The sequence below is a fragment of the Methylobacter luteus IMV-B-3098 genome (genome assembly GCF_000427625.1).
In the GTDB taxonomy this organism is placed as follows: Bacteria; Pseudomonadota; Gammaproteobacteria; order Methylococcales; family Methylomonadaceae; genus Methylobacter; species Methylobacter luteus.
In genome coordinates, this window is the sequence record NZ_KE386569.1 from 4,516,195 (window position 1) to 4,543,119 (window position 26,925).

28 protein-coding genes are annotated in these 26,925 nt (G+C 46.6%); 11 read left to right on the forward strand and 17 right to left on the reverse strand.

All coding sequences use genetic code 11. The features are described 5' to 3' along the window. The first annotated feature begins 49 nt into the window (after positions 1–49). From METLU_RS26355 to METLU_RS26990, 5 genes are all read left to right on the forward strand, one after another. Complete coding sequence (locus tag METLU_RS26355; protein ID WP_036243434.1) at positions 50–1,270, forward strand: ABC transporter ATP-binding protein; 1,221 nt, start codon at positions 50–52, stop codon at positions 1,268–1,270. Continuing rightward, positions 1,267–2,901, forward strand: coding sequence for a GNAT family protein (locus tag METLU_RS0123385; RefSeq protein WP_027160309.1), 1,635 nt, complete (start codon positions 1,267–1,269; stop codon positions 2,899–2,901). Before METLU_RS26355 ends, METLU_RS0123385 begins: the two co-directional genes overlap by 4 nt. Positions 2,902–2,962: 61 nt before the next feature. Beyond that, positions 2,963–4,129: a glycosyltransferase family 4 protein gene (locus METLU_RS26980; RefSeq protein WP_081679185.1), complete on the forward strand. Its 1,167-nt coding sequence runs from the start codon at positions 2,963–2,965 to the stop codon at positions 4,127–4,129. Beyond that, positions 4,110–4,889, forward strand: coding sequence for a PIG-L deacetylase family protein (locus tag METLU_RS26985; protein WP_051300180.1), 780 nt, complete (start codon positions 4,110–4,112; stop codon positions 4,887–4,889). Before METLU_RS26980 ends, METLU_RS26985 begins: the two co-directional genes overlap by 20 nt. Before the next feature lie 64 nt (positions 4,890–4,953). Further along, positions 4,954–7,671, forward strand: a complete 2,718-nt coding sequence (locus METLU_RS26990; protein WP_027160310.1) for a glycosyltransferase family 2 protein — start codon at positions 4,954–4,956, stop codon at positions 7,669–7,671. Between the two features lie 125 nt (positions 7,672–7,796). Here the strand turns inward: METLU_RS26990 and METLU_RS0123405 are convergent, their stop codons facing one another. The 13 genes from METLU_RS0123405 to METLU_RS0123470 all read right to left on the reverse strand — a co-directional run bounded on the left by METLU_RS0123405 (position 7,797) and on the right by METLU_RS0123470 (position 20,769). Continuing rightward, positions 7,797–8,708 (reverse strand): FAD:protein FMN transferase, encoded by a 912-nt coding sequence (locus METLU_RS0123405; protein WP_027160311.1) that lies wholly within the window; start codon positions 8,706–8,708, stop codon positions 7,797–7,799. Between the two features lie 49 nt (positions 8,709–8,757). Next, a complete protein-coding gene (locus METLU_RS0123410) occupies positions 8,758–11,463 on the reverse strand; it encodes a DUF3570 domain-containing protein (protein ID WP_196806595.1) in 2,706 nt (901 codons plus the stop codon). Further along, complete coding sequence (locus tag METLU_RS0123415; RefSeq protein WP_036243436.1) at positions 11,450–11,674, reverse strand: DUF4266 domain-containing protein; 225 nt, start codon at positions 11,672–11,674, stop codon at positions 11,450–11,452. Before METLU_RS0123415 ends, METLU_RS0123410 begins: the two co-directional genes overlap by 14 nt. A 192-nt stretch (positions 11,675–11,866) precedes the next feature. Beyond that, positions 11,867–12,382, reverse strand: a complete 516-nt coding sequence (locus METLU_RS0123420) for a TlpA family protein disulfide reductase (RefSeq protein WP_027160314.1) — start codon at positions 12,380–12,382, stop codon at positions 11,867–11,869. Between the two features lie 92 nt (positions 12,383–12,474). Next, positions 12,475–12,933: a hypothetical protein gene (locus tag METLU_RS0123425; RefSeq protein WP_027160315.1), complete on the reverse strand. Its 459-nt coding sequence runs from the start codon at positions 12,931–12,933 to the stop codon at positions 12,475–12,477. A 398-nt stretch (positions 12,934–13,331) separates the two neighbouring features. Further along, positions 13,332–14,102 (reverse strand): HEAT repeat domain-containing protein, encoded by a 771-nt coding sequence (locus tag METLU_RS0123435; protein WP_196806596.1) that lies wholly within the window; start codon positions 14,100–14,102, stop codon positions 13,332–13,334. Between the two features lie 466 nt (positions 14,103–14,568). Beyond that, the gene (locus tag METLU_RS0123440) at positions 14,569–15,399 is read right to left on the reverse strand and encodes a hypothetical protein (RefSeq protein ID WP_027160317.1); all 831 of its coding nucleotides are present in this window, start codon (positions 15,397–15,399) and stop codon (positions 14,569–14,571) included. Between the two features lie 683 nt (positions 15,400–16,082). Beyond that, complete coding sequence (locus METLU_RS0123445) at positions 16,083–16,622, reverse strand: HPF/RaiA family ribosome-associated protein (RefSeq protein ID WP_027160318.1); 540 nt, start codon at positions 16,620–16,622, stop codon at positions 16,083–16,085. A 14-nt stretch (positions 16,623–16,636) separates the two neighbouring features. Continuing rightward, on the reverse strand, positions 16,637–17,092 hold the full coding sequence (locus tag METLU_RS0123450) for a hypothetical protein (protein ID WP_027160319.1): 456 nt from the start codon (positions 17,090–17,092) through the stop codon (positions 16,637–16,639). A gap of 57 nt (positions 17,093–17,149) precedes the next feature. Further along, on the reverse strand, positions 17,150–18,256 hold the full coding sequence (locus tag METLU_RS0123455; protein WP_027160320.1) for a Do family serine endopeptidase: 1,107 nt from the start codon (positions 18,254–18,256) through the stop codon (positions 17,150–17,152). Positions 18,257–18,514: 258 nt separating this feature from the next. Continuing rightward, positions 18,515–19,555, reverse strand: coding sequence for a helix-turn-helix domain-containing protein (locus METLU_RS26375; protein ID WP_081679188.1), 1,041 nt, complete (start codon positions 19,553–19,555; stop codon positions 18,515–18,517). 407 nt (positions 19,556–19,962) lie between these two features. Then, entirely contained in the window at positions 19,963–20,193 is a 231-nt protein-coding gene (locus tag METLU_RS0123465) for a cold-shock protein (protein WP_036243437.1), read from the reverse strand. Between the two features lie 66 nt (positions 20,194–20,259). Then, positions 20,260–20,769, reverse strand: coding sequence for an Hsp20/alpha crystallin family protein (locus METLU_RS0123470; RefSeq protein WP_036243438.1), 510 nt, complete (start codon positions 20,767–20,769; stop codon positions 20,260–20,262). A 732-nt stretch (positions 20,770–21,501) separates the two neighbouring features. On the opposite strand from METLU_RS0123470, the gene METLU_RS26380 reads away from it, so the two are divergent. Further along, a complete protein-coding gene (locus tag METLU_RS26380) occupies positions 21,502–22,317 on the forward strand; it encodes a sterol desaturase family protein (RefSeq protein ID WP_051300183.1) in 816 nt (271 codons plus the stop codon). A gap of 641 nt (positions 22,318–22,958) precedes the next feature. Here the strand turns inward: METLU_RS26380 and METLU_RS27595 are convergent. Continuing rightward, the gene (locus METLU_RS27595) at positions 22,959–23,372 is read right to left on the reverse strand and encodes a GFA family protein (protein WP_081679189.1); all 414 of its coding nucleotides are present in this window, start codon (positions 23,370–23,372) and stop codon (positions 22,959–22,961) included. A 78-nt stretch (positions 23,373–23,450) separates the two neighbouring features. Between METLU_RS27595 and METLU_RS0123485 the strand changes: the two genes are divergently transcribed. The 3 genes from METLU_RS0123485 to METLU_RS0123495 all read left to right on the forward strand — a co-directional run bounded on the left by METLU_RS0123485 (position 23,451) and on the right by METLU_RS0123495 (position 24,496). Next, positions 23,451–23,762, forward strand: coding sequence for a DUF3301 domain-containing protein (locus METLU_RS0123485; RefSeq protein WP_027160323.1), 312 nt, complete (start codon positions 23,451–23,453; stop codon positions 23,760–23,762). A 124-nt stretch (positions 23,763–23,886) separates the two neighbouring features. Next, positions 23,887–24,087: a hypothetical protein gene (locus tag METLU_RS28860; protein WP_051300185.1), complete on the forward strand. Its 201-nt coding sequence runs from the start codon at positions 23,887–23,889 to the stop codon at positions 24,085–24,087. A 46-nt stretch (positions 24,088–24,133) separates the two neighbouring features. Further along, positions 24,134–24,496 (forward strand): DUF2956 family protein, encoded by a 363-nt coding sequence (locus tag METLU_RS0123495; RefSeq protein ID WP_027160324.1) that lies wholly within the window; start codon positions 24,134–24,136, stop codon positions 24,494–24,496. A gap of 230 nt (positions 24,497–24,726) precedes the next feature. On the opposite strand, the gene METLU_RS0123505 is transcribed toward METLU_RS0123495, so the two are convergent. Then, positions 24,727–25,098, reverse strand: coding sequence for a DUF6164 family protein (locus METLU_RS0123505; protein WP_027160325.1), 372 nt, complete (start codon positions 25,096–25,098; stop codon positions 24,727–24,729). Positions 25,099–25,381: 283 nt separating this feature from the next. Here METLU_RS0123505 and METLU_RS0123510 point away from each other — a divergent pair, with 283 nt between their 5' ends. Both METLU_RS0123510 and METLU_RS0123515 read left to right on the forward strand, forming a co-directional pair. Then, on the forward strand, positions 25,382–25,624 hold the full coding sequence (locus tag METLU_RS0123510; protein WP_407939103.1) for a SlyX family protein: 243 nt from the start codon (positions 25,382–25,384) through the stop codon (positions 25,622–25,624). Between the two features lie 162 nt (positions 25,625–25,786). Continuing rightward, on the forward strand, positions 25,787–26,185 hold the full coding sequence (locus METLU_RS0123515; RefSeq protein WP_231383686.1) for a HEAT repeat domain-containing protein: 399 nt from the start codon (positions 25,787–25,789) through the stop codon (positions 26,183–26,185). A gap of 80 nt (positions 26,186–26,265) precedes the next feature. Here METLU_RS0123515 and METLU_RS0123520 read toward each other — a convergent pair whose 3' ends face one another. After that, positions 26,266–26,469, reverse strand: coding sequence for a hypothetical protein (locus tag METLU_RS0123520; protein WP_027160328.1), 204 nt, complete (start codon positions 26,467–26,469; stop codon positions 26,266–26,268). A gap of 214 nt (positions 26,470–26,683) precedes the next feature. Further along, on the reverse strand, positions 26,684–26,925 hold a 242-nt coding region (locus tag METLU_RS28865; protein ID WP_231383687.1), incomplete at its 5' end, for a hypothetical protein.

Below are 26,925 nucleotides of genomic sequence, written 5' to 3' on the forward strand. Positions count from 1 at the left end.
GCCCTGACGGCCCGGTCGGCATTTGAGAAAACACGCAAGGATTTTGCTAATGCCACCTGAGCCGGTCATCAGTGTTAAAAATCTGAGTAAATGTTACCAGCTTTACGCGCAGCCGCATGATCGCCTGAAGCAACTGCTGTTCCGTGGCAGACGCCAGTATTTCCGGGAATTTTCGGCGTTGCAGGACATCAGTTTTGATGTAATGCCGGGCGAAGTGGTCGGCATTATCGGCCGCAATGGTTCGGGCAAATCCACGCTGCTGCAAATGATCTGCGGCACGTTGACGCCGACTACCGGCGAGGTTTCAGTCAAGGGACGGGTGGCTGCGCTTCTGGAACTGGGCGCCGGCTTCAATTCCGAATTCACCGGGCGCGAGAATATATTCATGAGCGCCGCTATCCTGGGTCTGTCGCGACAGGAGATTCAGGATCGCCTGGAGGAGATCATCGATTTCTCCGGCATCCGCGATTTTATTGACCAGCCCGTCAAGACTTACTCTAGCGGCATGTATGTGCGACTGGCGTTTGCAGTCGCCACCAGCGTTGATCCCGATATTCTGGTCATAGACGAGGCATTGTCGGTCGGCGACGGCGCTTTTGCCCGCAAGTCCTTTAACCGCATCATGCAACTGCGCGATAGCGGCAAGACCATTCTGTTTTGCTCCCACTCATTATTTCAGGTTGAATCGCTGTGCGAGCGTGCCATCTGGATTAACAACGGCAGAATGATAGCGGAGGGTGATTCCGGAACTGTGGTAGCCGCCTATCAGAGTTTTCTGGACAGGGGGGCGCTGGAACCGACCAATGTCAGTGTCGGGAATGAACTGAAGCCCGCAAGCACACCGCCCCAGGGGCATGCGCATATCGTATCGGTCAATGTGGAAGTCGATGGTCAGGCGAGCAAGGGCGTGATCGCCATAAGTGGCCGCTCATGCCTGGCCTTGCATATCGGCTTTGCTTCCGATCCTGACTTGCCTTGTCCGTGTGTGGGGTTCACGCTACATGCGACGGACGGGCGCACGCTGACCAGCGCGGCCACTTGGGAAGACGAGCTTGCCCTGCGTCGGAAGCCGGACGGATCAGGCCAGGTGAGTCTTGCTTTCGATCGGCTGCCCCTGCTCAAGGGCGAGTATCTGTTGAGCGTGCATCTGCTTTGCGAGCGCGGCCTGCATATTTACGATTCAGCCAATGCCGTCGCCAATCTCCAGGTACAGCAAGAGGGCCGGTTGCAGGGTTATTTTATGATACCTCATGCCTGGAGGTGCCGATGATGGCCGGTTTAGCGGTAAGATCAGACGAGCGACCCGACGCGGAAACTGCCGCGCTTTGCCGGCAATTGATCAACTGCGGCGATCGGGTACTCGAGATCGGCGCTCATGTCGGCCATTACGCGCGGCTGCTCAGCGATCTTGTTTTGCCGGATGGGCAAGCCGCGGCCATTGAGTCTGATCAGCAATATGACAGCCTTGATCTGGCACCGCTGGATTTCATCAGAATCAATCGGGAAGGCTGTGAACCCGCAGCGTTTCATAATCTCGCCGTCATCCTGAAGCGGTCGCCGCAGCTGAAAATTCTGTGTCAATTTTCGCCATGCTCGCTGTGGGCGGCAGGCTTTTCGCCGATTGCCTTTCTTGAGCAAATGCGCGCGCAGGGTTTCCATCTGCTTGTACAAGATCAAAAGGCGTGGCGAGCAGGCTCTTTTGATGAAATAACCCTTGCGCTCCAGCAGATTCCGGCTTTAGCCGTGACGCACTTCATTGGCAATCTGAATCGTGCCGATGGCGATCAGGCTGTTTCCCGACAGATGGCGGCATTCCTTGAACAACATGGCTATCGCCGGCCTTTGTCGGAAAATATTCTGTTTGTCGCGCCTGGAGCCTGGCAGACCGTGCTTACTACGCTAGGGCTTGATCAATCCGCTGTCAAATCGGCTGATACCGTTACAAAAACGGACTGGCAACTCCGATGGGCATCGGCACATGACCAGGACCTATTATTGTCATTATTTACTAGCGCTTTTGGCCAGTCCATGCCGCCCAGTTTGTGGAACTGGAAATATGCCGAATCCTGCAGACAGGGGATTATGGCCCATATCGCAGGCAGAGCGGTCGCTTATTATGGCGGTATCCCCAGGCCGTTCTGGCTGCATGAAAAAGAACTGATGGCGGTGCAAATCTGCGATGTGATGGTCGCTCCGGAAGTGCGCGGCATTTTGACCCGGCGCGGGGCTTTTGCGCAAACGGCCGAAACGTTTCTGCGCGCGCAGACAGGCCCCGATAAGCCTTGCCGGCTGGCTTTCGGTTTCCCCACTGGCAGAGCCGCACAGTTGGGCGAGAGATTAGGCATGTATGCGCGGGGCGATACATTCTTCGAAGCATCCTGGACCACAGGCCAGGCAACGCGCCTGCCTTTCTGGCTCAAAGTGGAACCGTTGCATGAGGGCAATCTTGCTGTCCTGGATAAGCTCTGGCAAGGGATGCGGCAGTCTATGGCGGATTATGTGCTACCTCGGAAAGATGCCGGTTTTTTCAGGTGGCGCTATCTGGAACACCCGTTAAATACCTATCATATTTATCTGGTTTCGTGGCGAGGGTTCGGCAAGGCCATTGGCGCGGTGGTGTTGCGTGACCATGATGTCGGGCAGGGGCTGGAACTGATGGATTTCGTGGGTCGGCCTGACGTCTTTGATCTGTTGCTGAGAGCGTCTCTGAACATTGCCGGACAAACGAATCGCCAGCGGGTATTCAGCTGGATGACGACCCGCGTCATTGCGATGCTGCCGAGCCCATCCGCACAGTTTGAAATAAGCGGCGTTTATATCGACCCGCCCGCGCTAAAAGAAATGACCGACCAACATCAGGACCATTGGTGGTTTCTGGGCGGCGATACGGATTTCAGATGACGGGAAAACGCTGTTTCATGCTCGCCTCTATCATATCGTGGCAGCCATTGGCGTCCGAGACATGAAAATTCTCATGGTGACCCGCGAAACCCAGGCTGACAGGCGTTATGGCCTCGGGCGCAGCCTTGCGCCTTTAGTCGATGAATTTCAGCGAAGAAACATCGTGATCGATTACGCCTGCCAGGACGACTTAGGCGTGAGAGCCAGGGCATGGCAGCGAAAACTTCATCGTCTGCTGTCCAGCCTGTTCGCAGGATTGAGTGCCGATACCGACTTCCCGATACTGATTTATGTGGTCCTGGAGCGTTTGAACATGGGCCGGCTTGCCGCCAGGATAGCGGCAAAGCACGGGCATACCCATGTGCATTGCCATGATCCCATCATTGCCGCCGGATTCAGCTTTTTTTCACGCTTCCATCCCGGGCTTAAGGCGCGCTGGGGCGTGACCGAACACGGCTTCGGCTGCTATACGGACGCCATTCATGCGGACGGCGTCCGGATGGGCGCGCGCGTGGTACACTGGATGCGACGCTGGGAGGCGCGCACACTGCATGCTGCGTCCTGGGTCGTATCGCCGACGCGCAGTGCCATGGAGCAAGTGGCTCTTGGCCTCAATATTGCGTCTATTCCGGCGACATGGCGGCACATTTATCACGCACGGCCGGCGCTGAACCGCTACAGCCGGGAAGAGGCGCAGCGGCGGCTGGGCTGGCAGGATGATGTTCTGCATGTGCTGGGAGTCGGACGCATTGCGCCGGTCAAGCAGTTTCCCATGCTGATCGACGCCTGCGCCCGGCTGAAAAGACAAGCTGATATTCAGCTGGTGATTCTGGGAGAAGGGGACTACAGTAGTCTGCAGACTTTAGGCAAACAGAAAGGTCTTGGGAGGGATATTCTGTTTGCTTCCACTGATGACGTTGGGCTATACCTGTGCGCCGCCGATTTATATGTCAGCACTTCTGCTTCCGAATCTTTCGGGCTTGCCAATCTCGAGGCCATGGCGGCCGGACTGGCCGTGTTATGCACGGCGGTGGGCGGCGTGCCGGAAGTCGTTGGTGATGGCGCGCTGCTGATTCCGCCTGAAACTGAAGCGCTGACTGACGCCATGCGGCGTCTGCTGGACAATGGGGCGCTGAGACAATCAATTGCGCAAAAAGGCCTGGCAAGAGCGGAAGCGTGGCCGGACATTGTAAAAATCGCAAATAATTATGAAAAGATTTATCAATAAATGGTGGCAGGCCCGGATAGCCAGACTGAGGCCGTGCCCGTTGCCGAAAGCATTAGCGCTGCCCGAAAACGGCAGGGTGCTGGTTTTCGCGCCGCATCAGGACGACGAAACCATAGGATGCGGCGGGACTCTGGCATTGCTCAGGCAAAAAGGCTGCGAAATCAAGGTTGTTTTTGTCACTGATGGCGGTGGAGCGGGCAGTTTGCCCGAAGGCACGGTGGCAATTCGCAAAAAGGAAGCGATAGCGGCCCTGGCGGAGCTCGGGATCGATGACTTGATATTTCTTGACGAACCCGACGGTCATTTCCGCAATACGCCCGATTTCGAGCGGAAAATCATGGCAATACTGGATCAGTTTCAGCCGGACTGGCTGTTTATGCCGTCGATGCTCGACTATCACCGCGACCACGTAGCCATCGGTCAGGCCGTATGCGCTTGCTGGAGGCGATGGCAAGGAAAGGCCCGGGCTTTTTTCTACGAAATCTGGAGCCCTCTTCCCGCCACCTGGGTGGTCGATATCCGTAGCGTGGCCGAGCTTAAACGGTCGGCGCTTTCCCGGTATGAGCTGCCGCTCGCGCATTGCGACTATCTTACCGCCAGCATGGGCCTGGCTGCTTACCGGGGGCTTTATCTGTCCGAAAACGGGCAATCCGGACTCGCGGAAGCCTTTGTCGAGGCTGAAAAAAATGGCATTTGGGGAGACATGCCAGGAAGAATGCTCACCTTGCGAGTCTATATTGAAAAACGGCTGAAACAATGATTTTCGTGACCCATCGCTTTATTCCAAATATTATATAACTATGCAAAAAAACAATAATTTTTCTATGGATAGAGTCGAGAATTTACCGTTGGTCACTGTAATCGTTCGCACAAAAAACCGTCCGGGGTTATTGGCGGAAGCGTTACGGTCTATTGCCACGCAAACTTATTCCAAAATTGAAATTATTGTCGTGAATGATGGCGGAGATGATGTCAGCGAAACAATCCGCCCGTTCAATACTGGCGGTATCACTATTATTCCACTGCAGTTTTCTGAAAGCATGGGCCGGTCAAAAGCAGCCAATGCGGGGCTTGAAAAGGCCACCGGCAAATATATCGCTTTTCTGGATGATGATGATTGGCTGGAACCGGAACATATCCGGCAATTGCTGGAATTACTTGAAAATCAACCGAACGCTGATTGTGTTGCGGCCTATTCCGGCGTCAGGTGTATCGACCAGGAGACAGGCGCTGCAATTAAGCTGTTTAATCAGGACTACAATCCGGCCGCGCTAAAACTGGAAAATTATATACCTGTCCATGCCGTGCTTTTTCATCGAAGCGTTATTGAGAGCCCTGCCGCTTGCCGTTTTGATGAAGCGTTTGATTTATTCGAAGATTGGGATTTCTGGTTGCAGTTGCAAGCACACGGAAAATTTATCTGGAACGAGCATGTTACTGCAAATTACAGGATAATGAACGGCTCGTCCGGCGAAGGCGTATTTTCAGATGAAGCGCGCTCGGTGAATGCCTTGAATGCGCTGGTAGAAAAATGGCGGCATAAATGGTCGACGTCCGAGATTATTGAAATTATTGCGCATGCAAGGCTACTTGGTAAACTTTTGGAAAAGACGGAGTCGCTGCGCTTTGGCCTGGATCAGGAAAAGCAACAACTGCTGCTTCAACTATCGGCTGCCAACCAGGATCTAGAAAATACTAAACAGGCTAATGAATTGTTACTAAATTCTTTATCATGGCGGATAACCAAACCTTTAAGAGCTTTCCGGCGTATCGTGGCAGAAAAATCCAGAAAAATATTCATGTTGCAACAGACTGTCTGGCTAATACTTATTAGGGCGTATCAGAATAAATATTTGCAGCCTTTAATCAGACTTATACCTTTTAATTTAAAGCATAATTTAAAGGCCTTATTTATTCCGCGAACTCCAGGAAGAAGGCTTTTGAAAGGTTCCAGGGAGTTAAAGGTTAGTGTTGTCATCCCAGTCTATAACCATGCCGCTCACTTACGGGAGTGCATTGAGAGCGCTTTAGGGCAGACTTACGAGGATTTGGAAGTCGTCATCTGCGATGATTCATCAACGGATCCCGAAGTCAGAAAGATCATCGAACAATATCGCGATGAGCCAAAACTAAAAATATTATATTCGGTTAAAAATGAGGGTATATCGGCCACGCAAAACCGGTTATTGATTGCGTCAACAGGTGATGTGATCGCTTTTCTGGACTGCGATGATTACCTGGCCGATAACGCAATTCAGGTGGCTATGAATGCCTGGCAAAATGATACGGTCTATTTGCATACCGGACGCATCAACATTGATGAAGATGGGCTGGAAGTTAACAGGATCTCATTCGAGCATTTGCCAAGGCAGAATTATTTTTTAGAGAATCTCGACAGGATGTTTGCGACCCACCTCAAGCTGATCCACCGGGACGCTTTTGCCAAAGTGGGATTATTTGATCCGCGATTTGATTCCGCCCAAGATTATGACATGCTCATGCGCATTGCATTTCATTATCCAACGCAGGCATTTGTCCATATTCCCGATAAATTGTATTTCCATCGATTGCACAACAAGCAAACGACGGTGGCCATGAATGACAAGCAACTGGCCAATACGCAGCTGATTCAAAAGGAAGCAAGGATGCGCCAGGACATAAGAAATGGAAAATTCGCGCATTTTGTCTCCATCATCATGTTGTCATACGGTAAAAAAGAGCAAACCCTGGAAGCCTTGATCAGCTTGAAGGAAACCGTCCATATCCCTCATGAAGTCATCCTGTTTGATAACGGTTCCGTTCCCGAGACGGTGAATTTCATTAAATTTCATATTGAAGGCCACTTCGATAATTTAAAGGTCATTTATAACGATACTAACCTGGGTCCGGCCGGTGGACGGCGGGAAGCGCTGAAGCATGCCGCCGGAGACTGGTTTATTATTTTTGACAATGATGAAATTGCAGAACCCGGTTGGCTGGAGGAATTGCTGGTCAGAGCTTCCTCGGACGACAATATCGGCGCGGTTTGCTGTAAAGTGATTTTTCCTGACGAGAGTTTGCAGTTTAGCGGGGGGGAAATCACTTATCTTGATGATCAATTAGTCCAGCTCGATCTTTATGATAAGGGAAAGCATGTTTATGATCTGGAAACCGCTCAGTTCAGGGAGTGCGATTGGTGCCCGATCGGCGCGACGCTATTTACCGTGAACCCGGCGCTGTTTTTACATGATGGTTATCCCAATGTATTTGAAGATGCCGGCGTTTCCATGGCCTTGAAAAGAGCGGGCAAACGCCTTGTTAACAGTCCTGGCTCGTGGGTTTGGCACGAACATCTGATTTATCGTAAAAACATAGACATGAAGGATCGTTATGTTAACGATCGATACAATCCGGTGAAAATGATGACCAGCCTTAGAAGCTTTTACAAGGAAAACGGCTTGATCATTAAAGATGAATATGTCTGGAGAGAGAACAGATTGAACAGTTTGTCGCGAGCGGAGCTGGTGGGCTTATTAACTCAGGCGGCGGTCGAAACGCTATAAATTTTCTGATCTGCATGGGCTGGCATTGTATATTCCGGCCCAAATGGAACACCTGATTCAGGTTGAAATTGACCACCTGTTTTTATTGAGTATCACCTCGGGGTGGGCGTTCTCTTTAAAATGGATTACTCGGTAACCGCCTGCGCCTCAATTGAACCACCGGTTCTGCCGTGCATATCCGCCCATAAATGCGGCAGGCCCAGGCTGTCCAGCCAGGCAGGTCCATTCTCTTCCTTGAGCATGGCAATAGTGGAGGCGCTGCCTGCGACGACGCAGAAGTTGGCGATTACACTGACCGCAGCTAAATGCCGCACCGGCCAGCCGGTCTTGGGATTGAGTACATGGCCGTAGCGAACGCCATTCACCATAATACAGCGCTCGTAATCGCCGCTGCTGGCCAGCGCGCCCTCCCGCAATAAAATCGTCTGCATGATGGCCTCTTTGTGCCTCGGGTGGCGTATGCCGATGCGCCACGGACTGCCGTCGGCACGGGGACCGATGACTTTGATGTCGCCGCCCAGGTTAATCACGCCATGCCGGACACCGGCGCCCTGGCATAACGCCGCAGCACGGTCGGCGGCATACTCCTTGACGATGCCGCCGAAATCGATTTCCATGCCCGGCATCGGGAATTCGAGCATCGGCGGTTTCCAGCGCAGTTTGTGCCAGCCCACTTTTTCGAGCAATGCCTGAATCTGCGCAGGGTCAGGCAGTCTGCCCTGGTCAAAGCGCCAGGCGCGGCGCAGAATGCCGGAGGTGATGTCGAACAGGCCATCGCTTTGATCGTGACAGGTCGCCGCATAATTCAGTAGCCCGGCCGTTTCTTCATCTACCGCAATGCTGCCGCCCGTGTCCGCCACACGGTTAATGGCGGACAGGAAGCTGTCGTCACGGTAGCGCGAATAAAGCGCTTCCAGCCGATGGACGTCGGCAATGGCCGCGTCCGCAACCTGTCTGGCCTCCGCCTGCGTTCTGGCGTAGAGCTGGATGTCGCACGGCGTGCCCATGGCCTTGAATGTAGAGTGATAGAATTTCATGCTATTGCCATTCAAGACTGCTCATCAGATAAGTACGCCGCGATCCGGATTAAAACGCGTAGCTCCAGGTGGCTGATAGCGCGCCGTCACGCGGGAGCTGATAGCCGTTGACATCGTCATCGACAGGCTGAAGCCACTCGACGCCGAGCCGGTTGCCGGCAAGACTGCCGCTGGGCACGACGGCGTTGAGGCCGAGGCCGATGTCCCAGTATCGCCCGCCATGACTGGACGGGTAATCCATCGGTCCCAGCGGATTGAATGGCTCGATGTATTCGCCCCGTACCGATCCCTGAACGGTATATACACCGCGCACCGATGCCGAGAGCCAGTGCAGCAGGTTGTAACTGCCCCAGGCTGTGGACTGGAAGATATCGCCGAACGCGAAGCCCGACTCGTTTTTATCCTCAAGGCGCTTGGTACCGCTAAGCTGAGCGCCCCATGACCATTGGTCCATCTGGCCCGTGTACGTGATGCTCGGCTTGAAATCCCAGGTACCGCTGCCCAGCTGCATGCCGTAGTGGATAAAGCCGGCCTCTATGCGATGGGTATCTCTGAGCTTGATGCCAACATCGCCGGTCGGCGCGCTGAGGCCCAGGGTTGCATGCAGGTGATGGTTAGGCCTGTCGAAGAGCTTGATCATCGCATACAGGCCTGTATCGCCGATGCCGCCAGTTGCGCTTTCGTGCAAGGTGTGATGCGTGATGAGCTCGCGTTCGGTATCGGTAGCCGGCGGCGGCGCCCCGTCCAGCTTGCGCATGGACATATCCATATCGACGAACTGGGGCATGAGCATCAGGTTCAGCCAGTCGGTCGGCGCATACATGAGATCGATCATGTGCATGTGCATGTTCATGCCGCTGGGAGCCAGAAAGCAGGGATTGCCTTCGCAGCCGTTATTGACGATGACCTGATCGCTGATTTCGCTGGAGCCGTGCAGCATGTCGCCGGCCTGCGTGCCGTACATATAACGGTAGCCGACCATGAAGTCGCCGGATTTGCTCAGCATGTGGTCGAACATGACGCCGGCCGGCGCGTGGCCGCCGTGATGACCATGATGATGGGCGTGCTCATCGCCGCCGGTCGGCGCGAGCGCCGACAAATCCACTTTCAGCGCCGCGTTGACCATGTAAAAATCGAAATCCGCATAGTCGCCTTCACCGCCGCCACCCAGCTTCAATGAACCGGCGTGCGTATAATATTCCGCGCCTGCCTCAAGGGTGACGCCTTTGGCGAATTGCTTGCTGACGGTGATGCCGCCGCTCAAGGCGCCATAGCCCGACAGACGTTGATCGCTACTGTAATGGGCGGGCAGCTTATTGGGATCAAAATAGACGGTTTTGGGTATCGGGTTAAACTGGGTTTCATGGATCCGCCCACCGTTCTGGTCAACATAATTGCCGGTGTCGGGATCATAAACATACTCCAGCCCATTATTCGGCGCATCGGCGTTCAGCGAAATCCTGTTGCCGTTCGCATCGACGGCGGTTCTGCTGTATGCCTGCTGGGAGATCATGTAAGGCTGATAGAAGTCGGCTGCATCCTGCGAGTAATAGCGCACCCTGGGCGTAACGGTCCAGCCATTGCCCAGCGGTTGGCTCCAGTCGGCTTCGAAAGTGTGGGCATTAATCCCCCAGTCATCGTGAAAAAATCGGTAATCAAAATGCACCGCTGCGTCCAGGCCTTCAATGTACTGCACATAACGCATGTTGGCAGTCAATTGATCTCGCTCATCGGGGCGTTTTTCAAGCAGGCCGATAGCGAATCCGCTCAAGACATCGCCCGTTTGATCAGGATTAATGAACGCGGTTTCCACGGCTTTATAAGGATTGGCCAGATACCCGGTGCTGCGCGTGTAACCCACGCCGGTCTCAATGACGGCATTCTTGTTCAGCACCTGGGTCAGGCCAAGCGTCGTAGCCCAGTCCTGACGATTGCCGGACAGGATTTTGTTTCCGCCTTCGAGCTCAATCTGGCTGTTGGTGGAGGTACTGTTGTAAGCACGTAAACCCGCGGATGTATCGTAGATATAGGGCGTGGCATCGTGATCGAGTGTAGCGTCGGTATCACTGTTGGTGTAGCTTAAACCCAGATTCAGGCTGGTGAGTTTCTGGTTGAAGTCCCAACGTCCCGCCAGGCTGCCGAATCGGGATTCATAGTCTCTCTCCGAGGAAATGCCGCCGCCCACGTCCAGCGCCGCCTCATCCCATTCGTAACCCAGCTTGAAGTCCCCCTGCTTGCGGGTTTCCGGTGAGGCGGTGGAAAGCGTGTGCACTAATTGCGGGTCTTTTGTGAACTGGCCGGTTGATGGATCCTGCTTGAGCGGATTCAGTTGCCTGTCAAAAAATACCGTATTGTTTTGCAGGAAGGGCGTCGCCCCGGCAATTATGCCGCCTTCTTTATTGCCGCCAAAAGACAGCGGCGCAGTCGCAACCGGCGTGGCGCCGCTCCAGGTATCCTGTATGTAATTGAATGCAAATTTGATCCGGTCAGACAATTTGATTTTCGCGTTGCCCTGAATAGTGTTGACCTCAATAGGATCGAACCGGCTATTCACGCCTGCAAGATCACGTTTACCCTCCTGGTAGTGGCCATATTGAAAGCTGGCTTCCTCATCCGCGGCATTGGCTGATGCCGGCATCAACCCCGGCAGGGACAGAGCTGCCGCAGTCAATGCGTGCAAGGACGTGCTTATGGGACTCGAGGGCTTCTGCTGTTTTCGGCGGGGCTTGCTTGATTTGAGTTTAATAACAGCCACAGCCGCCCCCTTCAGCCGAGCCGCTGCCCGATGCGGCCTCACGGCTGCCGTAGCTATGGGCCCGGAATGCGCTTTGCAAGGGGTGAGGATCCAATGCCATGTGCGGTTTGGCCAGATTGCCGCGCTCCCATGGAGCCACTTGTGCACATCCCGACACACAGGCGCTTGCGGCGAGAAATAGCGCTGGCAGCGCTTGTTTTATTATTTTCATTTTTTGTTTCTCATCAGATCGATGATATAGCTGACCAAATTCTACAAACCCTACTGTCATCAGTTTACTAAACGCAGTTAAGGTTTATATTCAGCTATACCGCGATATCCGGAGGCATAAGGCGATTGCCTGACCTGCAATGAAGGCTTACTTAATTTTAAAATTATTCTTATTTTATCGTACGTGTCTTCGTTATTTCGGTTTTGGATTTTCCGTCAGCAGTTGTTCTGCCAGCGTTCGAAGCTCCTTGGCTTCTCCTTGCCGAAAACCCAACTGGACATGACGAATGACGCCATTGCGGTCGATCAGGTAGGAGGAGGGCATGGCCTTGACATCGAAGCTTCTGGCGCACTGTTCGTTTGAATCGGTTGCTACAATGAACTGTGCCGGGGTCTTGGCGAGAAATGCCTGAGCATCCTCAGATGATTCGTCCAGATTGATGGCTATGACTTGCAGTCCTTGTTCCTTGAGGTCCTGTTCCAATTCATTTAGAAATGGAAAGGATTTCAGGCAGGGCGGACACCAGGAGGCCCAGAAATCGATATAAAGGACTTTGCCATGGAATTGTTGCAAGTTATAACTTTTACCATCGCCGATCGATGTTAATGTGCAGTCAGGCGCTTTGCTGCCGGTTTCGGCTGCTATTGCTGTCTGAATTGGGCCGAGCGCCAGCATGGCGCAGAATAGGGTTAATATTCGCTGGTTCATCTGTTGATCTTTACTTTATATCGCGCAGGCAGGCTATTAAATTGTTTGAAGGCGGCGCCAGCGATCAGGCAAGGTACCGCCAACATTAACAATTACTGGAATTGTAATACTTGGATGTCCGTACCCGTATGTTGATTGCCACTAGTCATGCAATGCCAGATGATATCAAAAGATCTACGGCCAGCTTTGGTTTTAGTGACTGACATGTAATACACACCAGCGCCACGGTTAAGGCTGATAGTGGGGCTATAGAATTGGTCTCCAGAGACGGTATCTGTAATGCTCGTCATTTGGTTGCCTTTGAAAAGATGAAGGCTCAGCAATAATCCTGATACCGGAGCGGACATGTCCTTTACCTGGGCGGTAAGATGGTGCGGCGCTCCACCGCCATCATCAAAGCAAGTGACAACGGCAAGATCGGTTGCTCTGGGATTATTGCCGGTGGAATCGATTATCGCGCCACCACTATGGGCCAACGCGATACCCGTGTTTCCTGCCACGGCCAAGATTGACGCCGTTATAAAAGCTTTTTTTAAAGATGCAATTTTCATAAATATCCTCCTCATGCCACTAGCAAGCTAGCGGAAAATTAACCCTAAACAAGTGTTGCTCATTTTGTCCCCGGCCATTTTTTGATCAAGCGGGGTTTAACCCGTCTTGCTTTTTCGGCTCCATTTCTTACTGAAAAGAAAATGTCAATGCCGGGAGCTCTATTATTAACCGCTACCAATCACAAATTGATGACGGTATTTTATCAACCATTTATTCTTTGAGTCAGCAGGCTGATTGCGGTTGTCTCAAAATCCGTACCTCGCTCTCATTCCTCCTCAGGATGAAAGACATATGTGAACAGGAGATTTTACCCTATTTTATGGCTCTTGGCTTTTATGCTCTTGACATGCTCTACTCGCTTATGAACATCCAGGAAAAATGGGAAGTTATTGCGTAATCACCGAAAATCATTTGGTTTCGAGATCGACTTAAGCCTCATTGCTGCCAGTTCCCGTACCGACTCTGCCTCGTCAGTCAGTGCTTGCTGGAGCAAGGCGACATCGTCTCCCGCCCGGTCAACAGCCGTCAGTCGTACTCCTTCATCCGTATCGTGAATAGCTTCTCGCAGCGCTGCCGCAGCTCCGGCGCCTTCTCGCTGCGACAAACTGAAAATAGCCTGCACCCTTACCCTTGCATCCTTATCCGATAGCGCGGTTTCCAGAGCTTCTTTAACGGAGGCATCATCTTTTCGTCCCGCCGCCATTAGGCGTCCGATAGCTTCTGCCCGTTCCGCGGGATTTTCCGACTTTGCCATTTCCACCAGTTCATTGGTCTCATCCGGCTCCGGCTCGGTTTGGGCCGAGTCCATTTTTACGTCAACCAGCTTTTGCGTTGCCTGTTGCTGAAATCCAGTTGATATACACGTCTCGGAATTCGTTTGATTTACATCGAATTTTGCTCCGAGCACCCAGACTTCCGCTGGTTGCTTGGGCGAGACAGTTTTTGCGGCTTGCGAGGGATATCGAAAAATAAGATCCGCTTTATGAGCCAGCAGGCATTCCAGAACCTGTTTTACAGTGGACCCCACACAAGTTGCCGTCACGAGTCCCTCAGGCAGAACCGAATAATTTATCCGCACGCCTGTCTGGGTTGCGATACGGTTAAGCACCTGAGCCAATGGCGCCTGTCTGGCTTCCAACTGTAGCTCGGCTCCTGTGTCTTCGGTCATGAGGAACCGGACGCTTTGTTCTTCCAGTCTATTGGCGTTCCCGGCAGCTGATAATATCCCGGGAATCAGCAAGCATAGACAAGTCATCCAGGTTTTAGTTGAGTTCAAGGCTGCCTCTTGCGACATATGCAAACATAACAGCGCTCTATTTTCGTCAGTGAGTAAATGCTTATGAAGAGCGTGAAGCACTGGAATAAAATCATAAGGCCTCCTGTACTTTCTGTTAGTTTTGGTATGGTGAACTGCTGATCAAGATCTGGCTTTTTCCTTGGCTTGAGACAAATAAGGAAAAAGCTCAATGTATTTTAAAAAAAGGAACGTTACCTTAATTTAAAATGAAAATCTACGGCGATATCCGTCGCCGTAGATTGGTAAAAGCTCAGGTTTCCTTTGCAATAAAAGAACTGAACCGAACTGCTGACGCAACCTGTATGGCTGCAAGTAAGAACTTGTTATTCAGGCAGTCTTATTGCGCAGGCCACACTTGCACGCCGTTATCTATAGCCGGCATATCGCGGTTGATCTGCTCAGCAGTTGGCGTAATGGTTATATCAAGGCCTTCGCCGCAAGATGCTGGCAGTGGATTCGCTTTAACTTCGGCAGAAGTCAAAGTAGCCGGAGTTCCTGTCGTGTTTCTGACGACTTTCAGCGTGGCCGGTGAATTTTCCCCATGCAGTCCGATGCCGTCAAAATTAGAACCCACTGTAGGTGTCCACATATTAACATTTTCGTCGCTGAATCCGTTGGCAGGGGTCAGCTCACAAACATCGGAAATAGGCACTACGAAAGTGACGGTTTTGGCGCAGGATTCAGGTTTGATGCTGACGGCGTCTGTCTTGAAAGGGATGAGGCCGGTATAGCCGATTCCTGGCAGGCTGCCGCCTCCCGTCCAGAATCCGACCGCATTGCCTAATGAATTGGTTTTTTGACCTTCGGCTGAAAAGACTTCCTTGCTATAAACTTTCTTGCTGTAACCCTCTCCGGCTCCATCTAACCAATCCGTCACGGAACCGGCAGCAGTAGGTGCAACATCCGCGGCGGCGCCGACTGGCTTGGAGGTAACAGTAGCGGTAGAGTCCGGGAATACCACGCTTGTGCCCATTACCGGGGTACTGTTTGAGTTGGTGGTGGCATTATGGCAACCGTGTCCGATGACTACGTTATTGTAGACTCTTGTACCCTCAAGGATAGTCGATGTTTGTAGCCGGGTGTGAGCAAAGCCGCTTTGGCTGGCGGCCAATATGGCAGTTGTCATTGAGCAAAGGGCCAGTTTTTTAAAAGATGTCGAGCTTAGCATGAAGTCCTCCTAGGACATTTTATTGTTGTTAATAACATTTTCAGCAAAAGGCGAAATATCAAATCGCTCCCTCAGCCTTTGTTGTTTAATTACCTCTATATAAAGGAAGCACAAAGTATGCCATGGGACTTTTTGGTTTTGGTTGGAGTGCCGGAACTTATTGAACGGAGTGTAATTATTTCTAACTATATGATTTTTTACTGATTAGTATGCCGAGATTGAAGCGCTTCTGGTGCATGTATTGAAGCAATCACTGTCAATGACATGAGCAGAAATTCGTAAAAAACGATTTGAATATCCCGCCGGCATAAGTATTTTTGTGTGATATACCCTGATTTTCAGTTGGTGTGTCTACCTGGGGAGTCGATTCTGGCAAGCATTAAACTAAAGTGCGTTATATAACACAGAAAAAATAGGTTAAGTAACATAGTTTAATTAAATTGATTAAGGTTAATGATGCGTCAATGTATTTAAAATTAAGATGCTCAGGCTCCAGAAACTGTTGCGAAGGCATATTGGTAAGGATGATTAATGCAGGGCTAAAAAGTAAGAGCTTGTGATAAAGTGCCCGCTTTTCCAAACGAACTACTGCCAGATATCAAGAAGGCGGGAGTCTGATCGGTCTGTGAATTTAAATATTCTTTCGCCGATCAGATCAAGGATAAGTTATTAAAAAGGGTAGTTTACGTGTAAACAGTGCTGGCCCGAGGGCCGAGATCGTCTTCTTCTACCACATAGCGAACTGCACTGCCCACCTCTAACTGATCAAATCCTTCTACCACACTATTTTTATGGAAATAAATTTCTCGGCCATCCTCGGCCTCAATAAAGCCATGATCTTCTTCAGGTAGCAAGCGCACTACTGTTCCGAAATTCTGCAAATTATGGGTTTTAACTTCGCCACGTTGAACACGGGCGTAATCTTCCAATTGTCTTGCTGCTGCATTAAAAGCATCACGTATGGCAACATAAATATCTTCATGAGCCTGCTTGTCATGATGTTCCCGACTAATGACCAGCTCTTTCCGAGGCGTGGTGATATCGATACGAATATGGTATTGATTGCCCTGGTGATGGCGTTGATGTTCCGATTCTACGGCAACGCGGCAGCTCATGATATGGCTATGAAATTTCTCCAATTTTGCTACTTTCTCGCGAATTCTGGCTTCTACGGCATCAGAATGAGGTATGCCCCGAAAGGTAATTTGTAATGGAATTTGCATGATTATTCACCTGCTCAGATAAAGTATGAATGACTGAAATAGCTGCTGTGCGATTGGGCTATAAAATAGATGCTGGTATTCTGGCTTGAGTCCGGTAGAGCACTGGATGATCTGCCAGGTTTGGGCTGGGTGATTAATAGCAGTATATGAACCGACAACGGTATCAAGATCACCCAGACAATTGCGATAATGCTGAAGTGTTTGATGTCGCCCCATACTCGAGTCATCGGGAATGCCGATCGCAACAGTTCCACTATTAAGACAGCATCCATGGCGCTGCCCAGCAGCAGGGTAAAGAGAGCAAAAAATCGATTTTGATTAATCAGTAGGGCGGTAAGCGGCATGCGCCCTCCGCTTGCCATCATGAAGATAAACCAGACGCAGGCCATCAGTAGGAAGCTTTTCCGGACTTCACTCATTGATTCAATGTGTTGATTTATATTTATGAACCGTCGCTGTGTTATTTTCATAACCGGATTCCTTAATATTCGTAAACCAACCGTGTATATTCCTGAGTAGGAAAGTGGCTAATATTGATCAGCAAGCCTCGTTTTATTATGGGGTTTTGCAATTCGAGTTTCTATGGTTTTCTTTTGGCCTTTACGGAAGATATGAAGAATGACCTTATCGCCTACTCTCATTAATGCAATGCTATTGCTCAGTTTAGTTGAGGTATCCACTGGTTGACCGTTAATGGCAATGACGATATCTCCTTTTTTCAATCCCGCTTTATCAGCTGGAGAGCCGGGAACAATACCCGAAATAACAGCTCCTTCCTGTTGATCAATGTTAAACGCCCGGGCCAGATTCGGATCGAGATTTTGAATCTGAATGCCTAGCTGTCCTCTCTCTATATTGCCGTATCGAATAATTTGGTTAACAACGTGATTAGCCATATTAATAGGGATGGCGAATCCAATACCGACATTGCTTCCGTTAGGACCGACTATGGCCGTATTGATGCCAATCAATTCACCTTGCAAATTAATCAGTGCACCGCCGGAGTTTCCGGGGTTGATAGAAGCGTCAGTTTGAATAAAGTCCTCATAGCCGTCCAGGCCCAGGCTGGAGCGTCCTAATGCGCTGATTATGCCGGAGGTGACCGTCTGACCAAGACCGAAAGGACTGCCTATTGCAACGACGATGTCGCCGACTTGTAATACATCAGAATTACCTTGGGGAAGTTCGATTAATCTGTCGGATTTGATTTTAATTAAGGCTATTTCCGTGTTCGGATCGCTGCCTACTACAGTCGCTTCATAGCTTCGGTTATCCTGTAGTGTCACCATTATTTGATCAGCTTTGTAAATAACATGATGGTTGGTAATGACATAGCCTTTGTTGGCATCTATAACAACTCCTGATCCAAGATTTTGGACTTCCCACTCCATTGGCCTGTTTGACTTGTCAAATAATTGGCGATAGGCAGGGTCTTTCAATAAGGGGTTTTCTAAATGGTTGAACCGTGTACGAGTAGAAATATTGACGACAGCTGGAATTACTTTTTTTAGCATTTCCGGCAGAGGGTTATTGGATATGGGTATTTGAGCCCATGCATTTATTGTCTGTAAATTGGCTGAAATTGCCGTTATTAGAGCAATTGCTAGAAAATATATAAAAATCGGTTTTTTCATAGTTGCTCCGTAACACTCATTGCTAGTGGCAAGTATGTTCTAAGTAACAAATTAGAACTGGTATTCGGGCAAAAAATCCTAAATAAATTATGCTTTTCTTTAGAATTTACACATTGACTCAACTCAGTTGCGTAACATTAAACTCGATAATTAATGAGCGCTACTCCAGCGCATAGATAAAGAATCAGCCAAGACAGGATTCTTTTCAGTCAGAGAAGTGATATCTGCAAGGGCCGTCAATGCCTTATTCTGGAGCGACTACTGGATATTGAAGCTTCTTATGTCATTGCTATTGTTGAGTATACGGATGTATTTGCGTTGGACGTCCAGCAATCCTTCTTCCTGAAGTTGACTGAAAGCCCTGCTTACGGTTTCTTCAGCGAGGCCAAGATAATCAGCTATATCACGACGACTCATGGGTAAATTGAAGGAGTTTGCGGAAAATCCGCGTTCGCTCAGGTTTCGAGACAGGTCATTCAGAAAAATGGCGAGACGTGCAGGTGCGCTTCTATTGCCGCGCAGCTCCATCAAGTGTTTATTTTGAACGATTTCCCGGCTCATCAGCTTAATAAAGTGATGGCTGAGTGAAGGGGTGCTATCAACCAATTTTTGATATTGATCAAAAGGTATTTTACAAAGGCTACAGGTATTCAGTGTTGTCGCGTTACAGTCATAAATGCCAGAACTGATCGCGCTTAATCCTATGATATCGCCCGGGTAATGGAATTGAATGATGTGTTCGTGGCCATCTCCGAAAACACACCAGGATTTGATCGTGCCGGAACGGACCAGATACAGATATCGAAACGACTGTTCGGCGTGAAAAATATGTTGGCCGCTGTCCAGATAATATTGTTGAGAAATGATGCTTTGCAGTTGCTGGCGGTCGGAAATTTCCAAACTGGACATAAGGCAGGATGAATAGGTTGTACAATCTTTGCACACGTCAAAGTTATTGGCCGGGCCTTTAGCCGGTTGCACATCCGGTTCGTCAATAGTCATCAACAATTGGTTTATTGCTTCGAAATATTTCAGATAAGAACGAGAAAAAGATAGTTTTAGAATATTTTCCGGTTGATGTGAAAGAATCCCTTTCATTCTGAAATATTTATTGATGCCATGATCAATCGTAAAAGTAATGTCAACGCAATGACGGCTGCCTAATACTTTTTCTCTTGCAGCAAGCTTGATTTCGTCAAAACTGATTGCGCTGGTTTTGAACCTCCCCAGAAATTCTTCCCCATCATGCAAATCGACATCTAACTCAATGGGGACGCCTATGAATTTTGATCGGGTCATTTTTCAACTCCATTTTTTCAAATGTTGAGGAATCCTTTTACGATGGGCTTCGGCTACAGGGATTGGTAGATGCTTATAATTATTGTTAATCTATTCACGCCATTTCTATAATACAGTTACCCTTCGGAATGAAGATAAAGCCGACAAACTTCTGCTATTCAAGTCATTGCTTAAATTTAGTGCAGTTGACTTGAATAAAGTATCTTCTCTTCAGAGTACAACGCATAATCTCTATCGTACAGCCAGAAGATATTGCCTTTAACCACTAAGAGCGGGTCGGGGTGAGTGCGATAAATAAGTTTTTTCTTATTGTCTCCATCTGACCCTGACCCTCCTTTTTAGGCGATGAAATTAGCGCCATTAAATCGGACGTGGAACGGATATAAAAAGCATCCGTCTGCACAAAATTAAATAACAATTACATTTTCAGCTTGGAGCCCTTTTTGCCCCTTTGTGACGTTGAATTGTACTTTTTGTCCATCATTGAGTGATTTAAAGCCTGGGTTATTAATGTTACTGTAATGAACAAAAACATCTGGGCCTTTTTCCTGCTCAATAAAGCCGAATCCTTTGTCAGCATTAAACCATTTAACTGTGCCAGTAATAGAAGAAGTAGTAGATGATGTATTAGTAGACATAATTCAAGAATCCTAAAGTATTAAAAAATGTGGTTTTTGAAAAAAGTAGCTCAAAGTAATCAGACATTACATAATTTCTATGCTTCTGCGCTTACTTTGCTCTGACTTGGGTATGGTAATGTCAAGTATCCCGTCCTTGAATGACGCTTTAGCTTTCTCGCCATCCATATGAATAGGTAAAGATAAAGTCTGTTGAAACTCACCGCGGCTTATTTCTCGGCAGTAATAATCCGCGTTTTTTGTTTCTTCCTCCTGTTTGGAGGATGCGCGGATAGTGACGGTTTGTTTGTTGATTGAAACATCCAGATCTTCTTTTTTTACACCCGATAGGGCAGCCTGAACTTTTATTTCATTATCGTGCCCGATAATATCGACCTTTGGGAGATTTCGGCTTAGAGCAAATTCTCTTTCCGGCCAATTAGGAAATTTCCAGTCCGATTGCAACCAGCGACGGGAAAGTAAATTATCAAACCAACGATCCAAATCATCAAAAGCAATCAACCCGGTGCCTAGAGGCGATGAGGTTGGTGTTGCTTTAGCGACATCCTTATCTTTGTCTTTATCTTTATTTTTCATAATTGCTTCCTAACTACGTATAACTGACAAATCCAGCGGAAAAAATCTTTATGCGTGCAATCGAATGAAGTGATTCAGTTCGTAGACTCATAGAAAAACTTCTAAAGCAAGGTTCAAGTTTTTTCCTGAGTCAAAATGTAGCGTATTTTCAAAAGCAGTAGAATTGGTGCAAATACCTAGGTAAATCAACGCAAGAGCAACTGGTTTTTGAAGTATTTCTTTTATGGACGCTTTGGGCACTTAGAGTAGCTGCTATTCCACTGGATTAGGCTCGAATTCCTCTTGCTGTGCTTTGACTGCCGGTTGGCTTTAAAACAGTCATCAGGAGTGCCTATTTATAATAATCAATAGATATTTATCCCAAAAACCATTGACTCTCGGCAAGTGATAAGTGATTTGTCTGCTGAATATGAAAAATTTTATAAAAGGCAGTGCCTAACACGGATCATCAGCGTGTGCGCAATATTTCAACTGCGCACAGGGAAAGGATTATCTAAATTTTCTGTTTAATCATAAGGCGCGACTAAGATTAACGTGTTAGATTGAACGATAATATCAATAAAGTAAATTGAAGGGTATTGAAGAAGTTAGCTACCTTTTTTTAATGTCAACTATTTGAATTTAAAAGATAAATAATTTCAGTATAACTTAGAGCATCAAGTGAATTGTTAGTTAAGACGTCAAATTTTCTTAAATTGTATAGTTTATTCAAACTTATATGAGGAGGATGTGATGCTGCGAAAATTTTGTTTAGAACTTACATTTCCTAGTGTTCAATCATTGTTACCCGAGTTTACCCATGAGCAGCTGCAGTTGCTGGTGATCTTAATGGCTTTCGTTATCATGTTAATATTTGAAAGCTTCTATGCCAATAATGATAGGTCGTTAAAAACTTTTCGGCAGAATTATTTAACCAACATCATCATGTTTATTTTTAATAGCATCTTGATGTCGCTGTTGTCGGTTTATTCTTTATTGACTATCGCTGATCAGTATTCCACAGAAGGGTTGCTGAGCCGGATTTCAAATCCCGTTGTCAAGATAGTGGTGTCATTTATGCTGCTCGATTTGACTTTGTATTTCTGGCATAAGGCCAATCATACATTTAGCTTCTTGTGGATGTTTCACAAGGTGCATCATAGCGATCCTTCTTTTAACGCTTCAACAGCATTTCGTTTACATTTTGTTGAGCTATTGCTTACTACCGGCGTAAAAGCTCTTTATATTGTTGTATTGGGCGTGGATAAGGCCGTGGTGATCATCAGTGAAGCTGCAATTACTGTATTTGTCATATTTCATCATATGGATATTTCAGTGCCAGGCGAGAAATGGCTGGGCCGGATTATCATCGTTCCCTATTTACATAAGGCTCATCATTCAGTTCGGCGAGAAGAGCATGATCGTAACTATGGCGCTGTATTTTCAATATGGGATCGCATATTCAATACAATGATCGAGATAAAACCCGCTGAAATTGGTCTTAAATATGTGAAAGCCCGGAGTTTTATGGAACTGTTGCTTTTCGGGTTTGTACGGGTTTATCCATAGTATTGATTTGTATGAAAATTGTTGCGAGAGTGTCTGTTTAGGTACCAATTATGCTTTAATATTATTTAAAAATGGAATTAATGAAATCGGGTATGTGTTTCATTTCTTCCAAGCTTAAGGTATGCCTCATTATGTAAGCATGCCATGCAACGTTAAATATTATTGCTTGGGGAGTAATAAGGACTTCCTTACTCGGTTCAATCATTACAACAAAGTTTACAATGTCATGAGTCATTTATATTGATGTGGCATTGTTGGCGCTTGAGCGCCCTGTCGTTAATTGCTCAATGGTTGGCAGATAAGTTCATTCAATTAACGAAGAAGATAAATAACTATCTGTTGTACAGACATTTCTAAAATATCGTACCAAGCGCGGCATCTTCATATGCCGCCGTTGATAGCTACAGGCTGAATGGGGTATTTGGAAAAATAAAATGGATGGCCTGCACTTTGTTTAGATGCAGTTATATAAAAAAACCTACAAACTCATGTTTATTCGCACTAGAACCATAAAGTCAAACAATAGAATGTTCATGAACTGATTCTGGTCGTATTCCAATTACATCAAGCTGAGAAAACCTAGGTTAACCCGAAAATGATGTATATTAAGTAAAATTGAATAAATTTATGGGGTAAAGTGATCAATGCCAAGGATTGCCGTCAAATTTCGGTAGATCAGGATTCATATAATCCCATGGTTGAGCATCGGCTACCCAAATATCTCGTTGTGGTTGAAAAATACTCGGATCATCCAGTGTTGCTACGGTAACCGGTCTTAATTCAGTAAAAGTGCTATTCCTGCCAAACAATGTACTTCCGCATTGGGGGCAGAATGCACGATAAACAGTATGGCCGCTGGCAGCAATAGTGGCATACTCTTTATAGTCGCCGGTTATTTTAAGAGTGGATGCTGGCACAAGCATGGCAGCTAAATATGGGGCGCCTAGCGCTTTTTGACATGATCGGCAATGACAATTGAAGCCACTGATGGGCTTGGCTGAGATTTCATACCTGATAGCACCACAAAGGCAACCACCCGTAATAGGAAGTTTCATAATATCTCCTGAAACAATAGTTTATGATAACCTTTAGTGCAATAAACGCAACATATCTGAACATTAACTATCTATTGCATGATAATTGATATCGTTTTAATCAGTTTATTAATAATTGCTTATCTGTACTGGTTCAGTGCTCAGCAGGTAAAATCAATAGCGCTTAAAGCAACCAAGCAGCATTGTTTGGATATGAATGTTCAAATGCTGGATGACTATATCGCTTTGAATGGTCTCTGGCTAAAAAGAGATAAAATAGGAAAAATACATTTTTGGCGTTCATTTCAGTTTGAATTTTCTTCGACTGGAAATGAGCGGTATAACGGACAAATTATTATGTTCGGCTGCCTGATTGAATCAATTCAAATGGAACCGTATCGATTGTCTTAAAAGATAAATAAACGAGTATGCAAGAATGTCTTTTATGGAGAATTGAGGGATGAGTAACTGACCACCATGTGGTCATAAACGAAGCGATTCTGAGTCTAAATGTCCGAAACGCGGCAGTTTTTATTTGAAAATTTACGAGCTTATTGCCGAAGAGGAGGTACTGGAGGAAAAGAGTTCATTTCGTGGACAATGCAAAGGAATCATAAGGTCAGGCAATGTTAAACATGAATTAATAGCTGAGCTGAAGCAAGTAATAGCGGAGCCTTCTAATAAAAGCATCTTTACTCTTTTTGTGATTATTGCTTTGGTGATTTCCGTTTTATAAGAATCGCTGTTTTAAGCTATTGAGAATCAATGGGCTATCAATAAATATGATCAAACAGAATTGTCAGAAGCCGTCGCGAGAGATTCAGGATGAAGCGATGCAAAAAGCCGAAGGGGCTCAATGTTCCAATCAAATCAAACAACAAACCAAACTGATTGTCCAATGTATCCAAAAAGGGATTGATCTATATAAAAAAAAGCAACAGAAAAGTAGCGCTAGATGCTTAAATGAAAAACTCAAAACAGTTTCTAGTCAACATGTAGGGTTGGTGGAGTCAGACAATCAGCAAATGCAGGAGCCACTTATTTATCAACGACGCTGGTTTTCGTGTTTGTTATTGGTGTTGAGGTTGTCTTGGTGGGTGATAGTCTTGGCATGGGTGGGTATAGGTATTTATCTATTGATTTGAAAAATTATGGCGAATGCGTTTGAAGTTTAATTTGTAAATTTACGGTTAACCTAACGCACTAGATTGCGAATCTACAATATTAGGGTGGCGATTATGGGCTTTGGAACTATTTTGAAACTATTGGTCTTTTTAGTTTGGCCTATACTTTTGATTTTACTATATTTCTTTTTAAATAAAGAAAAATTCAAGCAGAGACTCAATAAGATCAGGAGAGATGAGAATAATAAAACCTAGAATCTTAATCCAAATTCAAACACCATCTTGATGGAGATATACAGTATAAACAGGATGGCTCCTAAATAAACGATAAATTGCAAAGGCCTCTTTTTGATGCTGCTGATAAGTGAAATATTTGCTCCCGTTTTTTTAAGGTGCAGATATTTTTCACGTTGAGTGATCAATCTTTGGCGTTGGTACTCTTCAAGTAATTGCTGGGCTTTAAAAAGATCTTCATCTTTTATCAGCCAGAGTGCGGGCATGGATATACCCCAGTTTCCAGCGGATGTTTCATAATAGTCAATTTCATTCGATCGTAGCAATTCACGAATTTCATCAGCCTCGTCTTCGGGTACATTCGTAAGGCGGAATAGTAGAGTAGACATCTCAAAAATATGATTAAAATATTAAGTAATTTTGAACTTGAGCGAGTGATTTTTTGACCATAAATTTAATAAAATGTTATTTTTCAGACAAGCACGGATCATGCTAGATGTTTTTCTGTTTCAGTGCTAAATGGAAAGGTCCGCATGAGCAAGTTATTGTTAATAAATGGCAAGTTTAAAAGTTTTAAGTCTTATTCTAGCTCATAAATAAAATTAATAGTCAGATTTTTCTATCACAGATATTCATAAAGCTTATAAATTGAATAAGCTGTGAAGGAAAAAATTGAAACGCCAATTAGTAAGTTCCAAGAAATTAATTATGCATGAAGATCGAATAATTGAACTAGAAATAAAAGTAGCGTATCAGGAGGATCTTATTCAAGAATTGAATAAAATAGTTGGTCAGCAACAACAGCAAATTACTCGGCTAGAAGCGACTTGTAAATTGCTTAATGAGCGCATTAAAAGTCTGTCAAGTGTTATAAATGTTGAAGAGGGCATTGATCAGCCGCCGCCTCATTATTAGCAATTAATAATGATCTAAAAGAGGATGAGAAAAAAGAAGGTTTAAAATTTTAGATCTAAATTAAAAGTGATCTCTATCCCAAAAGCTTTTAGATTAAAGTTTTATAAAATTTTTTTAAATAAAATATGGAATTAAGTGTAGAGATTAATGGTGGCAAATAAAATGACAAGCTATGAAACAGTAACGATTTCAGGCAGAAGTTACGGTGAAGAAGACATATTGAAAGAGCAGGATGAATATATCAGACTAGAATGTGTCGATTTATGTTTTGCGTTAAACATACTAGTCAACGATGAATCTGCACTGGTAAGAGCTGCGGTAGCTCGCAAAAAAGTGGGCCATGAAATACTAATCAATGATAGTAATTGGCGAGTTCGCGCCACAGTTGCGAAATATTGTGATGATAAGAGGCTATTGGATGCCTTAATTAACGACGAAAATGATTATGTTCGTTTTATTGTGGTGAAACGAGGGCATGCGTTAGAACAGTTTGTTAACGATCAGGATGAGGAAATCGCTTCTATAGCAAGGTATAGTCTACAGAATCAGCAAACAGCATAGTTCGAGCTGTTGGTTTGCAGTTAATTATTAAGCAATAAGTCTTATGAAGACTATAAAGCTCTGAGAGATGGCTGTCTTTATTATTTAGATTTAACGAATCTTCGAGCAAAATCTTTGGCAGAAATATCAAGGCTAATATATTGGTTAAACAAGTTATTAACATCTACCGGATTTAAATAAGCATAGATGCCGTAACCTTTGGTTGCAAGAAACGCCTCGCTTAATTGACTTATAAATTCTTGTCGCATATTGCTATCAATTTGAATAGGGTTCTTATTATTCATTTTTATCTCCAGTTTACATGTTGGTATGAAGTAAAGGCTCCAAAATTTTATATGATAAAAATCTGGAAGCTGAACTATCGAAACATGTCGATTTTAAACTAATCTTCAGCTTTGGGTGCAGAAACAGTACAAATCGCACATCTTAATTGATAAGCACTATCTTTGGTTTTTTATTGTTTCCAAAAAGTATGATGATAACAATACGGGTAATTACTTAAAATAATTGCTTGACGATTGGAAAAAGATCGGTAGAATATGCGGTTCTTTCGGGGCGACGCCTCGGCAGGGCCTCAGGGACGACGGCAAGAAAGTTGACAAGGGTGTTGACAAGCGGAGCAGATCGGTTATAATGGTCGGCTCTTCGGGGCTGGTTGAACGGCTCCGGTTTTTCAGGATGAAAAATAAAGTCAACAGGGTGTTGACAACGGGTTTCGATTCTGTATAATAGTCGAACTC

Coding starts and splice junctions, on each gene's coding strand:
- METLU_RS26355 (WP_036243434.1), top strand. CDS start 50: ATGCCACCTGAGCCGGTCATCAGTGTTAAAAATCTGAGTAAATGTTAC.
- METLU_RS0123385 (WP_027160309.1), top strand. CDS start 1,267: ATGATGGCCGGTTTAGCGGTAAGATCAGACGAGCGACCCGACGCGGAA.
- METLU_RS26980 (WP_081679185.1), top strand. CDS start 2,963: ATGAAAATTCTCATGGTGACCCGCGAAACCCAGGCTGACAGGCGTTAT.
- METLU_RS26985 (WP_051300180.1), top strand. CDS start 4,110: ATGAAAAGATTTATCAATAAATGGTGGCAGGCCCGGATAGCCAGACTG.
- METLU_RS26990 (WP_027160310.1), top strand. CDS start 4,954: ATGGATAGAGTCGAGAATTTACCGTTGGTCACTGTAATCGTTCGCACA.
- METLU_RS0123405 (WP_027160311.1), bottom strand. CDS start 8,708: ATGAAATTCTATCACTCTACATTCAAGGCCATGGGCACGCCGTGCGAC.
- METLU_RS0123415 (WP_036243436.1), bottom strand. CDS start 11,674: ATGAAAATAATAAAACAAGCGCTGCCAGCGCTATTTCTCGCCGCAAGC.
- METLU_RS0123420 (WP_027160314.1), bottom strand. CDS start 12,382: ATGAACCAGCGAATATTAACCCTATTCTGCGCCATGCTGGCGCTCGGC.
- METLU_RS0123425 (WP_027160315.1), bottom strand. CDS start 12,933: ATGAAAATTGCATCTTTAAAAAAAGCTTTTATAACGGCGTCAATCTTG.
- METLU_RS0123435 (WP_196806596.1), bottom strand. CDS start 14,102: ATGACCGAAGACACAGGAGCCGAGCTACAGTTGGAAGCCAGACAGGCG.
- METLU_RS0123440 (WP_027160317.1), bottom strand. CDS start 15,399: ATGCTAAGCTCGACATCTTTTAAAAAACTGGCCCTTTGCTCAATGACA.
- METLU_RS0123445 (WP_027160318.1), bottom strand. CDS start 16,622: ATGCAAATTCCATTACAAATTACCTTTCGGGGCATACCTCATTCTGAT.
- METLU_RS0123450 (WP_027160319.1), bottom strand. CDS start 17,092: ATGAAAATAACACAGCGACGGTTCATAAATATAAATCAACACATTGAA.
- METLU_RS0123455 (WP_027160320.1), bottom strand. CDS start 18,256: ATGAAAAAACCGATTTTTATATATTTTCTAGCAATTGCTCTAATAACG.
- METLU_RS26375 (WP_081679188.1), bottom strand. CDS start 19,555: ATGACCCGATCAAAATTCATAGGCGTCCCCATTGAGTTAGATGTCGAT.
- METLU_RS0123465 (WP_036243437.1), bottom strand. CDS start 20,193: ATGTCTACTAATACATCATCTACTACTTCTTCTATTACTGGCACAGTT.
- METLU_RS0123470 (WP_036243438.1), bottom strand. CDS start 20,769: ATGAAAAATAAAGATAAAGACAAAGATAAGGATGTCGCTAAAGCAACA.
- METLU_RS26380 (WP_051300183.1), top strand. CDS start 21,502: ATGCTGCGAAAATTTTGTTTAGAACTTACATTTCCTAGTGTTCAATCA.
- METLU_RS27595 (WP_081679189.1), bottom strand. CDS start 23,372: ATGAAACTTCCTATTACGGGTGGTTGCCTTTGTGGTGCTATCAGGTAT.
- METLU_RS0123485 (WP_027160323.1), top strand. CDS start 23,451: ATGATAATTGATATCGTTTTAATCAGTTTATTAATAATTGCTTATCTG.
- METLU_RS0123495 (WP_027160324.1), top strand. CDS start 24,134: ATGATCAAACAGAATTGTCAGAAGCCGTCGCGAGAGATTCAGGATGAA.
- METLU_RS0123505 (WP_027160325.1), bottom strand. CDS start 25,098: ATGTCTACTCTACTATTCCGCCTTACGAATGTACCCGAAGACGAGGCT.
- METLU_RS0123515 (WP_231383686.1), top strand. CDS start 25,787: ATGACAAGCTATGAAACAGTAACGATTTCAGGCAGAAGTTACGGTGAA.
- METLU_RS0123520 (WP_027160328.1), bottom strand. CDS start 26,469: ATGAATAATAAGAACCCTATTCAAATTGATAGCAATATGCGACAAGAA.